Origin of the sequence: Brachybacterium sp. P6-10-X1, from assembly GCF_001969445.1 — a bacterium.
Taxonomy (GTDB): domain Bacteria; phylum Actinomycetota; class Actinomycetes; order Actinomycetales; family Dermabacteraceae; genus Brachybacterium.
The window spans coordinates 1,906,615-1,918,339 of sequence record NZ_CP017297.1 but is presented as its reverse complement, the minus strand read 5'-3'; the positions used below and the strand labels follow the sequence as shown (position 1 = coordinate 1,918,339).

Here is an 11,725-nt window from a genome sequence, read left to right as displayed (position 1 = left end):
CTACGGACGCTGTCGCATCATGTGGTCGAGGACGGGCTCGAGCTGCTCGCGCGCGAGGCGCTGGACGCCCTCGGCCGAGGGCGGTACAGGCTGTTCGATCACGATCACCTGCCACGGCAGCTCCGCGAGCAATCGCAGCGTCACGTCCCTCTCGCGCTGGAGGTACCGGTGCGCGGTCTCGAGATCACGCACCGGAGGATCGACCGGATAGTCGCCGAGTTTGGCCAGGAACCAGTCCTTCCATGCGGGGCCCTCACGGTCCACGGCCCGGGCGATGGCCTGCGAGGGGTCATCATCGATGTACAGCACGACGGGATCGGCCCCCGCCAATCGCGCCGCCAGGTCCTCGAGGAAGTCCGCCATCTCCGATTCTTCGTAGCCCCACCCCATCAGCGAGGGGATGAACGGCACCAGCGCGTCGGTGACCGCCAGGTCGAAACCTGCGTCGTCAAGACCCCTCCAGATACTCCGCGGTGGTGGTGAGAAGCGTCGACGCCCGCACTTCGCCGGTCGAGGCGAACTCGCGCGCCAGGGGCGCGAAGGCGTCCCGCGTGAGCACGTCCTCCTCGCGGAAGTGATCCACCTGGAGACCCTGATCGCGGAGCCAACCGACCAGATGTGCGCTCAGGGTGGACTTCCCCGCACCGGGCGACGAGGCGGCCACGGCCACGAGCTGAGTCATGGGGGAAGCCTACCGAGCACGGTCCTGATCGACGAAGCCGCCGGGCCTCGCAGACGCGCTCGCCGCCGGGCGTGGCCCTGACTGAGCCGAGGAGCCGGAACAGCCGGTGAGGACGACCACTCATGCGCTGGGCCCCAGGGGCCTTCCGGCACCGGGTTCGTAGAGTGTCCCCATGACGGACGCCGCCTCGAACTCGACGCCCGTGCGGACGACCGGATCGGCGAGGCCACCGGTCGGTCCGCGGCACCGCAATCCCCTGGGCAACCTCCTGCGCGGAGCGCTCATCGGCGTCGTCGAGACGGTGCCCGGGGTCAGCGGCGGCACCGTCGCCCTGGTGACCGGCATCTACGACGAGCTGATCGATGCGGGCCACCACCTCACCCTCGCCGCCCGACGGCTGCTGACCGGCCCGGATCGTCGGGCCGGGATGCAGGAGCATCTGCGAGCCGTCTCCTGGGTGCTCGTGCTCCCGCTGCTGATCGGGATGGCCGCTGCGGTGCTCACCGTGGCGGGACCCGTCGCCGCCCTGGTCGAGGCGCACCCGCAGACCATGCGCTCGGTGTTCTTCGGCCTCGTGCTCGGCTCGGTGCTGGTGCCGATGCGGCTCTCCGGCGGCTCCTGGCGGTCCCCGGAGCTGCTCCGCTTCGGCGCCGGTGTGCTGGCGGGGCTGGCCGTCACCTCGCTTCCCGCCGCCGCGCTCGAGCCCGGCCCGTGGGTCATCGCCCCTGCGGCGGCGATCGCCGTGTGCGCCCTCGTGCTGCCGGGGATGTCCGGCTCCTTCATCCTCCTCAGCCTCGGTCTCTACCAGCCCACCCTGCAGGCCGTGGACGCCCTCGACCTCGGCTACATCGCCTGGTTCGGGCTCTGGGCCGTCGTCGGGCTGGTCGTGATCGTCCGGCTCATGCGGCACCTGCTGACGCGCTTCCACCGCGGGACGATGGTGGTCCTGGCAGGAGTGATGATCGGTGCGCTGCGGAGCCTGTGGCCCTGGCAGGATGCCACCGGCGCCGTGCGCACTCCCGGGGACGACTGGCCGCTGTTGCTGGTCATCGCCGTGCTCGGCGTGCTCGCCGTGCAGTTGCTGGTCCTGGTCGAGTCGCGGAAGATCGCACCTGCCGGCCCCGAGTGCGGCGGTCCGGAGGATCCCCCCGAGCCCGGCTCCTACGGGTCCCAGGATGCCCGCCCCGGGGGAGACGACCCACCGCGCCGGGGCCGCGGCCGCTGAGGCTCGGATGGGCGGCCGACGCGCTCAGTGCTCGATGATCGTCAGCCGTTCCGAGGGGGTCGGCTCCTCCCGCAGCGACGCCAGGTGCTCGTTGCCCGCCTGGTCGACGGTGTGGGCGAACGCGGTGCCGGTGTTCTCCCGCTCCTGGGCCCGTCGGGTCGACTCCTCGAGCGAGGTCGACAGGCGATGCAGGACCACGTCGACGCCCGCCCCTGCGGCCCGCGCCAGCGCCCAGCCGCGCCGGGCGACGGACCACGAGTTCCAGTCCAGCACCGCGTCCACGTCTGCCCGCAGCACCTGCTCGGCGACCGTCCAGATCAGCTCTCGCACCTCGGCGGCACGATCGCCGTAGGCCGGGTCCTCGATCGTGAGGTCGGGATACAGGCGCAGCATCCACTCATCGAGGGTGAACCGGACCGCCGGCTCCTCCTCCGCGAGGCGTCGGGCGAGCGTGGACTTCCCGGATCCGGCGAGTCCGTACAGCAGATGGAGGCGAGCGGTCATGCACCGACCCTAGAACGGCCGGGGCCGCCGCCATGGACCCTCCGGCACAGAACGGATCCCGGGAGGATCCCCGTACCCTGGAGGACATGGAGAACACCTCGCCCCAGAGCCCCGATCCGGCCGCAGTGCAATCCCCCGTCCAGGACCTCACCCAGCTCCGCGTCGCCGTGATCGGCGCGGGCAACATGGGCGGGCCCGTCGTCCGCGCCTTCCTCGCGGCCGGAGTCCGGCCCGGCAAGCTGGCGATCGTGAACTCCACGCCGGCCAGCAGCGAACGGGCCGCTGAGGAGCTCGGTGCGATCGCTGCCTCCCGCGCCGAGGCGCTCGAGGGCGCCGACGTGGTCGTCCTCGGCGTGAAGCCGTATCAGATCCTCGAGCTGGCCGCCGAGATCCGCGAGCAGCTCCCGGCCGGCGCCCTCGTGATCTCCCTCGCCGCCGGGATCGCCCTGTCGCAGATCGAAGATGCGCTGCCGGCGGGACTGAGCGTCGAGCGTGCCATGCCCAACACTCCGATCTCGGTCGGCGAAGGGGCCGTGGGCCTGATGCGCGGCAGCTCCGTCACCGACGAACAGCACGCGCTCACCCGCACGCTGTTCTCCCGGGCCGGGGTGGCCGTGGACATCACCGAGGAGCAGGTCCACGCCTTCATCGCCGCCGCCGGGTCCCTCCCCGGGTTCGTGTTCTCGATCCTGGAGGCGATGAGCGACGAAGCCGTGCGGCTGGGTCTGAAGCGCGATCTCGCCGACTCGCTCGTGCAGCAGACCGTGCGGGGCGCCGCCACCATGCTGATGGAGAGCGGGGTGCACGCCGCCGTCGCGAAGAACGGGGTCTCCAGCCCCGGCGGCACCACGGTGCAGGGTCTCTCGGTGCTCGAGCGGGAAGGCGTGCGTCCCGGCGTGGCCGCGGCGATGGCCGCCGCGGCGCGGACGTCCCGCGAGATGACCGGAGCCTGAACGCTGGTCGCTGACGGGCGCCATCGCGTTCGTCGTGGCACATATGGCACGGCGCATGCCGGAGCGCCCGTCGCTGACCACGCCCGGTGTCTCGTAGTCGCGCGCCATCGGCCTCAGGGCCGGTTGGAGAACTTCTCGATCAGGTGCGTGTGGCCGGAGACGATCACCAGATCGTGCGCGGCGACCAGGGTCTCGGGCACCGCGTAGGTGAAGTCCTTGCCGGGGGACTTCACGCCCACGATCGTCACGCCGAACTTCGCGCGGATGTCGGACTCGCCCAGCGTCATGCCCTGCACCTCGCGGGGCGGACGCATCTTGACGATCGCGAAGCCGTCGTCGAACTCGATGAAATCCATGAGCTTGCCGCCCACCAGGTGTGCGACGCGCTTGCCCGCATCGGCTTCCGGATAGACCACGTGATGGGTGCCGATCCGCTGCAGGATCCGACCGTGCGCGGCGGAGATCGCCTTCGCCCAGATCACCGGTTTGCCGAAGTCCACCAGGTTCGCGGCGATCAGCACGCTGGACTCGATCGAGGTGCCCACCCCGACCACGGCGATGGAGAAGTCTCCCGCCCCGATCTGCTCGAGCACCTCCGGCTGGGTGGCGTCGGCCCGCACCACGTGGGTGAGCTGTCCGGAGTACTTCTGGACCAGCTCCTCACTGGTGTCGATCGCGAGCACCTGCGTGCCCAGCTTCTCGAGCGTCAGGGCGATCGAGGCACCGAAACGGCCCAGACCGATCACCAGCACACCGTCATCGCGCGCACCGCGTGCCATGGCTCCTCCTCCTCGCCTGCCCGGCACCGGGGCCCCGGGGCCGAGCGGGCACAGTCTACGGTCGGGACGCCCCGGGGCGCGGCTTCCGGTCGGGGTGGCCCGGATCCGGCCGTCAGGGGCCACGGACAGGGCAGGCCGGGCTGTTCTCCTCCCGTTCGTCCTGCGTGGCCGGCTCGTTCCTCGCCGACCGCTCGGACTCCGCGTTCGTCGATCAGCCGACGATCGGTCGCTCGTACGGGAGCTGGATCATGCGGGTGCGGTGGCGCAGGGCGAGGGCGGCGCCGAGCGTCATCGGACCCAGGCGGCCGATGTACATGCAGGCGATGATCACCCCCTTCGCCTCGGTGGGCAGCGCCGAGGTGATGCCCGTGGACAGGCCCACCGTGCCGAAGGCGGACAGCACCTCGAACAGCGACTGATCCAGCGAGAAGCTGGTCATCCGCAGCAGGGCGAAGACCGACAGGAACACCACGGTGGCGCTCATGACCAGCACCCCGATGGCCTGGCGGATCGTCTCGTGGGGGATGCGGCGACCGAAGGCCTCGACATCCGGGTTGCCACGGATCTCCGCCCAGATCGACAGCATCAGCAGGGCGAAGGTGGTCAGCCGGATGCCGCCGGCGGTCGAGCCCGAGCCTCCGCCGATGAACATCAGCAGGTCCGTCAGCAGACGCGACTCCGCCGTCATCGATGCCACGTCCAACGTCGCGAAGCCACCCGAACGCGGCATCACCGCCGCGAACCCGGAGGCGAGGATCTTGGTGGGGACCGGGTCGTCGCCGAGGGTGGCGGGGTTCGCCCACTCCAGCACCAGGTAACCCAGCCAGGCCACGCCCAGCAGCAGCGCCGTGGTGGTGAGCGTCAGCTTGGCGTGCAGGCTCCAACGGCGCGGGGTGCGCAGCTTTTTCACGATCACGAGGATCACGGGAAAGCCCAGGGAACCGACGAACACCGCCAGCGCGATCGGGATCGAGAAGAAAGGGTCACCGAGGTACTGCGCGGTTCCCTGCGCCTCGGGGACGAACCCTGCGTTGTTGAAGGCGCTGATCGCGTAGAACAGTCCCAGGAACAGCGACTCCCCGATGCCGTGCTCGGTGGCGAACATATAGGGGGTCAGCGTCACGAACGTCGCCACCTCGAAGGCGGTCGAGGTGATCAGGATGATGCGCAGCACGCCGCCGACCTCGGCCAGCCGTTCCGCCCGCGTCTCGGTCGCGGTCATCACGCGCTGCGCCAGGCCGAGACGATGCATCACCGACAGGCTCAACAGGGAGGCCAGAGTCATCAGCCCCAGGCCGCCCATCTTCATCGCGATCATGATCACGGTGAGACCGAAGGTTGACCAGTGGGTTCCGGTCTCCACCGTCACCAATCCGGTCACGCAGATCGCGGAGACTGCGGTGAACAGCGCGTCGACGAACTCGGTGCGCTGGCCGGAGGTCGTCGCGGCCGGGAGCGACAGCAGCGCGGTGAACAGCGCGATCATCCCTGTGAACACCGCCAGCGTGAAGCGGGCCGGGGTCACTGTGGTCAACGACCTCACCCCAGCGCGCCACCCCGGAACGGGCGGTCGGCCGGCGGACGGCCCGACGCGGCGCATCGCGGACCTGGCCTCGCGTTCGCTCATCCTGGTGTGTCCCCTCGCATCCGGGCGATCTCTGGTCGCGTCCGCGGAAGTCTACGACCGGACTCGCCGCCGACGACGATCGCGTCCCTCTCGCGACGGGCCGCGCCCGCTCCGAGGAGAGGGGCGGCGCATCGTCGGCGCTCTGGGTACGCTCGGACCATGCCCGACGCCGCGCCCATCTCCGAGACCGACGCTCCGACCGCTGCCGTTGCCCCGGACGGCTGCGGGATCGTCTGGTCCGATCAGCTGTGCGAGTACGACTTCGGGCCCTTCCACCCCATGTCCCCGGTCCGGCTCACCCTCACCCGGGAGCTGGCCCGCTGCGCCGGGGTGCTCGACCGTCCCGGGGTACGGACCATCGAGCCCGTCATCGCCACCGACGAGCAGCTCGGCACCGTCCACGACGCCGACTACATCGCCGCGGTCCGCGCGGCATCGGTCCCGAGGGGGAAGCCGGGGCACGACGCCGACGAGGCGGACGACGCCCACGAGAGGGACGCACGGTTCGAGGACCTGATCCGCTTCGGCATCGGCGGGGACGACGTGCCGGCCTTCGCGGGCATGCACACCGCCTCGGCGCGCATCGCCGGGGGCTCCATCGCCGCCGTCGACGCCATCGGATCGGGACAGGTGCGCCGCGCGGTCAACATCGCCGGAGGCCTCCACCACGCCCGCCCGGCGAGCGCGTCGGGGTTCTGCGTCTACAACGACGCCGCCATCGCGATCCGTCACGCTGTGGACCGGGGCGAGGAGCGGGTCATGTACGTCGACGTCGACGTGCATCACGGCGACGGGGTCGAGCTGGCGCTGTGGAACGAGCCGCGGGCGGTGACGCTCTCCGTCCACGAGACCGGGGAGCGGCTGTTCCCGGGCACCGGATTCGTCCAGGACACCGGCGGGGCGGGTGCCCAGGGCACCGCCATCAACGTGCCCCTGCCCCCGCGCACCACCGCCGACGGCTGGGTGCGGGCGATCCGCGCCACCGTGCCCGCCCTGGTCCGCGCCGTGAGGCCGACGTTGCTGGTCACCCAGCACGGGGCCGATACCCACCGGGTGGACCCCTTGGCGGACTTCTCCGTCACCCTCGAAGCGCATCGCGAGGTGATGCTGCTGCTGCGCGAGCTCGCCGACGAGGTGTGCGACGGACGCTGGCTGGCGCTCGGCGGCGGCGGATACGCGGTCATCGACGTGGTTCCGCGCTCCTGGGCGCAGCTGCTCGCGGTGGCCAGCGGGGACGCGATCGACCCCGGCACCCCGCTGCCCCTGTCCTACCTCGAGGCGGAGGCGCGGGCGCGCGGGGAGCACGGACTGTCCCCGGAGCCCGCCATCCGCGTCTACGGTGACGGCCGGGCGCTCGCCGTGCGCGACTGGGAGAGCGGCTTCGATCCCGAGGACCCCCTGGACCGCGCCGTCCAGGCCGCACGGCGCGGTGCCTTCCCCGAGTGGGGACTGGACCCGTTCGTGGACTGACCGGTCGGGCCCTGTCACGCCCGGCCCTGCCACAATCCGTGTCACGCCCCGCCCTGCCACAATGTCGCACGGAAGCCCCGTCCTCGGACCGGCGTCGCGACGCACCGGGGGCGGGACACGACACGGTCGCGACCCACCGGGGCCCGACCTCGCCACGACTCGCCGCACCACGACCACCGGGGGTATGCATGACGACACCGTCGACCGCGGTGCTCGACGACTTCGCCGAGCATCTGCGCGCTCTCGAGCTGCCTCTGCCCGTCGACGGCGCCGACCGGGCCCGCGCCGAGGTCTCCGCGGCCCTCTCCCAGCTCAGCGACCACGTCATCCCGCGCCTGGAGTCCCTCGACGCCCCGCTGCTGGCCGTGATCGGCGGATCGACCGGCGCCGGGAAGTCCACCCTGGTCAACGCCCTGGTCGGGGAGACGGTCAGCCGCTCGGGCGCGATCCGCCCCACCACCCGTCGGCCCGTGCTGCTGCACCACCCCGACGACGAGCCCTGGTTCACCGGCACCCGGATCCTGCCCGGTCTGGCCCGTGTCCACGCGGGCGGGGGCCCGGCTCCCGGGGACGGGGGCGCCGACCCCGCAGATCCGGAGGCGCCCCACGCCGGGGACACCACCGGGGACGTCGATCCCGCCACCAGCCTCGCCCTGCACGCCGAGAGCCGCATCCCGCAGGGTCTGGCGCTGCTGGACGCCCCGGACATCGACTCCGTGGCCGCCGGCAACCGTGAGCTGGCCCGGCAGCTGCTGCGCGCCGCCGACCTGTGGTTGTTCGTGACCACCGCGAACCGCTATGCCGACGCCGTGCCCTGGGAGGTGCTGCGCACCGCGGCCGAGCGGGACGTCACCGTGGACGTGGTCATGAACCGCATCCCGGAGGGGCCCGGTGTCGCCGAGGAGCTCGCCGAGGACCTCCGCGGCATGCTCGAGCACAACGGCATCGAGGTCAGCCGGCTGTTCCTGGTCGCCGAGACCGAGCTGGACGAGACCGGGATGCTCCCCCCGGCCGCCGTCGCAGAGCTCCACGAGCACCTCGCGCGTCTCGCCGCCGACGCCGAGGCCCGCGGCCGCATCGCGCGGCGCACCCTCGCCGGCGCCGTGACCGGTCTGGCCGCCTCCACCCGGCAGATCGCCGAGCACGCGGGCACCCAGGACGCCGAGCGGGAGCGGCTGCGCCAGGAGGCGACCGAGGCGTTCAGCGGCTCCCGCGAGCGCATCGACGCAGCTCTCGGCGACGGGTCCCTGCTGCGCGGAGAGGTGCTCGCCCGCTGGCAGGACGTCGTCGGCACGGGCGAGATGATCCGCGGTCTGGAGAGCTTCGTGGCCCGGATCCGGGACCGGGTGGGACTGGCGCTCACGGGCAAGCCGGCCCCGTCGGTCGCCGCCGAGCAGGCGCTGGGCACCGGCCTCGTGCACGTCGTGGTCGACGAGACGGCTCGCGGTGCGGAGCGGGCGGAGGCCGCCTGGCGCGCGACCGCCTCCGGCCGATCCCTCGCCGAGGGGCTGGATCTCTCCCGGATCCCGGAGAGCTACCGCGAGGAGGTCGCCGCCGGGATCCGCGCCTGGCAGGGCGACGTGCTCGACCTCGTCCGCGAGGAGGGTTCCGACCGCCGCACCCGGGCACGGGTGCTCTCCCTCGGCGTCAACGTGGTCGGCGTCGCACTGATGGTGGTCGTCTTCGCCTCGACCGCCTTCATCCCCACCGGGCTCGAGGTGGGGGCGGGCGCCGCCACCGCCGTCGTCGGCCAGAAGCTGCTGGAGACCGTGTTCGGCGACGAGGCCGTGCGGCGCATGGCACGGGTGGCCCGCGAGCGTCTGACCGCCCGGCTCGACGCCCTGGTCGCCGCGCGCTCCGCCCCGTTCCTCGAGCGTCTCGACGCCCTCGGGCAGTCCGGCTCCGAGCAGCAGCTGGAATCCGACGCCGCGGACCTCGAGCAGCTCGCCCGCGAGATCCGGGAGGCCGCATGAGCCCCCTGCTGAACCGCTCCGCCCCCGCGCCGGCGCCGCTGGCCCAGCGCATCGACGCCCTGGCCCGGGCCGCCGACGCCCTCGAGGGCATCGCCACCGGCGATGAGGTGGATCTGGTCCGGGAGACGCTCTCGCGGATCGACCGCCGCCGAGCCCTCTCGGCCGAGCACACCGTGATCGGTCTGTTCGGCGCCACCGGGTCCGGGAAGTCCTCCCTCCTCAACGCCCTGGCCGGCGTCGACATCTCCCGGGCCGCGGTGCGTCGGCCCACCACCTCGGCACCGGTCGCGGCAGTGCTCGGCGCCGCGGAGAGCGACCCGCTGCTGGACTGGCTCGAGGTCGAGGACCGCCACCACCTCGACGGCACCGGCGCCGCGCTCGAGACCGCGGCCGCACCGGGACGCCGCGGCCGACGCGCACGGCGCAAGGACCCCGAGGCCACCCCCGGCATCGTGCTGCTGGACCTGCCGGATCTCGACTCGGTGGAAGCCGGCAACCGCGCCATCGCCGACCGCATGACCGGGCTGGTCGACGTGCTGGTGTGGGTGACCGATCCGCAGAAGTACGCCGATGCCGTCCTGCACCAGGAGTTCGTGCGCCCCTTCGCCGGTCATGACGCGGTCACCGTGCTGGTCCTGAACCAGCTCGACCGGCTGCGCGAGCCGGAGCGCGAGGACGTGCTGGACTCGCTGACATCGATCGCGTACCACGACGGCCTCGAGGAGGCCCTCGTCGTCGGGACCTCGGCGAGCACGGGGGAGGGCGTCGCGGACCTGCGGGAGCACCTCGTCGGACTCGCCCGCAGCCGCGAGGCCACCGCGGCACGCCAGCGAGCCGATGTGCGCGAGGCGGCGGAGCGACTGCAGCAGGCGGCCGATCCGGAAGGACTTCCCGCCGGCGCTGCGACGGAGGAGGTCGATCGTCTGGTCGAGGACCTCGCCGCCGCCGCCCGCATCGATCCGGTCGCCCGGGCGGTCGGAGCCTCCTACCGGTTCCGGGCCGCCGGACGTGTGGGATGGCCGGTGCTGCGCTGGGCCCGACAGCTGCGACCGGACCCGCTGCGGCGGCTGGGCATCGGCACGGAGCGCGACGGCGAGGGGCTGGAGCGCACCTCCTTGCCGGAGCCCGACGCGGCCGCTCGGGCCCGTGCCTCGGGCGGGGTGCGCCGATTCGCCGATGCGGCCTCGGCGGGCGGCAGCGACCCGTGGCGGGCGGCGGTGCGCGGTGCCGCCCGCGCCCGGGAGGACGAGCTGCCCGATGCGCTCGACCAAGCGGTCGCCGGGGCGGATCTGCGGGCTCGCGGCTCCTCGTGGTGGTGGCCGGTCCTCGATGTGCTGCAGTGGGTGGCGATGCTCGCCTGGGTGGTCGGTCTGGGCTGGTTGACGCTCAACGTCGTCCTGGTCGTCCTCCAGGCCCCGCCGCCGCCGATGCCGATGATCGAGGAGCTGTGGATCCCGATCCCGCTGCCCACCGCGCTGCTGGTGCTGGGCATCGCCGCCGGCATCCTGATCGGTGCGGCGGGCGGCGGGCTCGCGGCGCTGACCGCCATCGGCCATCGCCGACGGGCCCGCCGCGTGCTGCGGGACCGGGTCCAGGAGGTCGCCCGCAGCCACGTGGTCGAAGGGGTCGACGCGGAGCTCGCCCGCGCTCACGAGGCTGCGAGGGATCTCGCACGTGCGCACGGTGATCCCTCCGGGACGCCCGTGTAGAATGACTGGTCGACCGTGGCGCCGGACCCGCGCAGTGCCTCTGCAGATCTCTGTGCAGTCTCCGCGGGCCGCGCATTCAGATCGCCGCTCCATCCCCGCAGGCGCAGGCCTGCAGAACTGAGGCTCCCTATGGGTTCTGTCGTCAAGAAGCGACGCAAGCGCATGTCCAAGAAGAAGCACCGCAAGCTGCTCCGCCGCACCCGTCACCAGCGCCGCAACAAGAAGTGAGCGCCGCCTGACGTGCAACGGCCCCCGCCGATCGGCGGGGGCCGTTGCTGTCGCGAGCTGCGGTGAGTCCGCCGTGACCGGTGGGTGCGGTGCGGTGGGCGGGCCCGGCGTGATCGGTGGCTCAGGCGCGACCGGTCAGGCGCCTCCACCACGAGCGCTTCGCCAGCGCTCCGCGCAGCTGCTCGGCGTCGACCCGGTACCGGGCGTGGACCGCGCCGTCCACGATGATCACCGGCACGTCGTGATCCCAGTCCGTGCGCAGCGTCTCGTCGGCGTCGATGTCCTGCACCTCGACGCTGGTGCCCGCCCGGTCCGCCTCGGACCGGACCACGGGCAGAGCCTCCTCGCACAGGTGGCAGCCTTCCCGGGTGAGGTACAGGATCCGGGCGTCCGGGTCGGTGGGAGCGGGAATGCGGGGGGTGGTCATGGGGCGCACTGTATCGAGAGGATGGCGGTGCCGGCAGCCGCCCGGGCGCCGGGAGCCCGCTGGAGGAGCGGCGCGAGCCGGGTCGAACGGACGATCCTGGCCGGCCAGGACGAGCAGGAGAGTGATGTGCAGGCAGGGGACCTCCGCG

12 protein-coding genes are annotated in these 11,725 nt (G+C 72.6%); 6 read left to right on the top strand and 6 right to left on the bottom strand.

What is annotated here, in order from left to right:
• Nucleotides 1-411 carry a hypothetical protein gene (locus BH708_RS08810; RefSeq protein ID WP_076808188.1) on the bottom strand — a complete coding sequence of 137 codons (411 nt, stop codon included), beginning with the start codon at nucleotides 409-411 and terminating at the stop codon, nucleotides 1-3.
• Nucleotides 412-448: 37 nt separating this feature from the next.
• Nucleotides 449-682, bottom strand: a complete 234-nt coding sequence (locus tag BH708_RS08805) for a hypothetical protein (RefSeq protein ID WP_076808187.1) — start codon at nucleotides 680-682, stop codon at nucleotides 449-451.
• A 172-nt stretch (nucleotides 683-854) separates the two neighbouring features.
• Between BH708_RS08805 and BH708_RS08800 the strand changes: the two genes are divergently transcribed.
• Complete coding sequence (locus BH708_RS08800; RefSeq protein ID WP_083713404.1) at nucleotides 855-1,907, top strand: DUF368 domain-containing protein; 1,053 nt, start codon at nucleotides 855-857, stop codon at nucleotides 1,905-1,907.
• A gap of 24 nt (nucleotides 1,908-1,931) precedes the next feature.
• On the opposite strand, the gene BH708_RS08795 is transcribed toward BH708_RS08800, so the two are convergent.
• The gene (locus BH708_RS08795; RefSeq protein ID WP_076808185.1) at nucleotides 1,932-2,411 is read right to left on the bottom strand and encodes an ATP-binding protein; all 480 of its coding nucleotides are present in this window, start codon (nucleotides 2,409-2,411) and stop codon (nucleotides 1,932-1,934) included.
• 86 nt (nucleotides 2,412-2,497) lie between these two features.
• Here BH708_RS08795 and proC point away from each other — a divergent pair, with 86 nt between their 5' ends.
• Nucleotides 2,498-3,364 carry a pyrroline-5-carboxylate reductase gene (proC, locus tag BH708_RS08790; RefSeq protein ID WP_076808183.1) on the top strand — a complete coding sequence of 289 codons (867 nt, stop codon included), beginning with the start codon at nucleotides 2,498-2,500 and terminating at the stop codon, nucleotides 3,362-3,364.
• Between the two features lie 113 nt (nucleotides 3,365-3,477).
• Here the strand turns inward: proC and BH708_RS08785 are convergent, their stop codons facing one another.
• Together BH708_RS08785 and BH708_RS08780 are read right to left on the bottom strand one after the other, a co-directional pair.
• Nucleotides 3,478-4,143, bottom strand: coding sequence for a TrkA family potassium uptake protein (locus tag BH708_RS08785; RefSeq protein WP_076808181.1), 666 nt, complete (start codon nucleotides 4,141-4,143; stop codon nucleotides 3,478-3,480).
• Nucleotides 4,144-4,354: 211 nt separating this feature from the next.
• Complete coding sequence (locus BH708_RS08780) at nucleotides 4,355-5,668, bottom strand: TrkH family potassium uptake protein (RefSeq protein ID WP_253705563.1); 1,314 nt, start codon at nucleotides 5,666-5,668, stop codon at nucleotides 4,355-4,357.
• A 261-nt stretch (nucleotides 5,669-5,929) separates the two neighbouring features.
• On the opposite strand from BH708_RS08780, the gene BH708_RS08775 reads away from it, so the two are divergent.
• From BH708_RS08775 to BH708_RS08760, 4 genes are all read left to right on the top strand, one after another.
• Nucleotides 5,930-7,240, top strand: a complete 1,311-nt coding sequence (locus tag BH708_RS08775; protein WP_076808177.1) for an acetoin utilization protein AcuC — start codon at nucleotides 5,930-5,932, stop codon at nucleotides 7,238-7,240.
• A 188-nt stretch (nucleotides 7,241-7,428) separates the two neighbouring features.
• Nucleotides 7,429-9,213: a dynamin family protein gene (locus BH708_RS08770; RefSeq protein ID WP_076808176.1), complete on the top strand. Its 1,785-nt coding sequence runs from the start codon at nucleotides 7,429-7,431 to the stop codon at nucleotides 9,211-9,213.
• Nucleotides 9,210-10,922: a dynamin family protein gene (locus tag BH708_RS08765; protein WP_076808174.1), complete on the top strand. Its 1,713-nt coding sequence runs from the start codon at nucleotides 9,210-9,212 to the stop codon at nucleotides 10,920-10,922. Before BH708_RS08770 ends, BH708_RS08765 begins: the two co-directional genes overlap by 4 nt.
• Nucleotides 10,923-11,051: 129 nt before the next feature.
• The gene (locus BH708_RS08760; protein WP_076808172.1) at nucleotides 11,052-11,150 is read left to right on the top strand and encodes a 30S ribosomal protein bS22; all 99 of its coding nucleotides are present in this window, start codon (nucleotides 11,052-11,054) and stop codon (nucleotides 11,148-11,150) included.
• A 121-nt stretch (nucleotides 11,151-11,271) separates the two neighbouring features.
• Here the strand turns inward: BH708_RS08760 and BH708_RS08755 are convergent, their stop codons facing one another.
• Nucleotides 11,272-11,577 carry a glutaredoxin family protein gene (locus BH708_RS08755; protein ID WP_076808171.1) on the bottom strand — a complete coding sequence of 102 codons (306 nt, stop codon included), beginning with the start codon at nucleotides 11,575-11,577 and terminating at the stop codon, nucleotides 11,272-11,274.
• Nucleotides 11,578-11,725: the final 148 nt, after the last annotated feature.

Bases quoted from the DNA above. Each gene is read 5' to 3' on its own strand.
- BH708_RS08805 (WP_076808187.1), bottom strand. From the start codon at position 682: ATGACTCAGCTCGTGGCCGTGGCCGCCTCGTCGCCCGGTGCGGGGAAG.
- BH708_RS08800 (WP_083713404.1), top strand. From the start codon at position 855: ATGACGGACGCCGCCTCGAACTCGACGCCCGTGCGGACGACCGGATCG.
- BH708_RS08795 (WP_076808185.1), bottom strand. From the start codon at position 2,411: ATGACCGCTCGCCTCCATCTGCTGTACGGACTCGCCGGATCCGGGAAG.
- proC (WP_076808183.1), top strand. From the start codon at position 2,498: ATGGAGAACACCTCGCCCCAGAGCCCCGATCCGGCCGCAGTGCAATCC.
- BH708_RS08785 (WP_076808181.1), bottom strand. From the start codon at position 4,143: ATGGCACGCGGTGCGCGCGATGACGGTGTGCTGGTGATCGGTCTGGGC.
- BH708_RS08775 (WP_076808177.1), top strand. From the start codon at position 5,930: ATGCCCGACGCCGCGCCCATCTCCGAGACCGACGCTCCGACCGCTGCC.
- BH708_RS08770 (WP_076808176.1), top strand. From the start codon at position 7,429: ATGACGACACCGTCGACCGCGGTGCTCGACGACTTCGCCGAGCATCTG.
- BH708_RS08765 (WP_076808174.1), top strand. From the start codon at position 9,210: ATGAGCCCCCTGCTGAACCGCTCCGCCCCCGCGCCGGCGCCGCTGGCC.
- BH708_RS08760 (WP_076808172.1), top strand. From the start codon at position 11,052: ATGGGTTCTGTCGTCAAGAAGCGACGCAAGCGCATGTCCAAGAAGAAG.
- BH708_RS08755 (WP_076808171.1), bottom strand. From the start codon at position 11,577: ATGACCACCCCCCGCATTCCCGCTCCCACCGACCCGGACGCCCGGATC.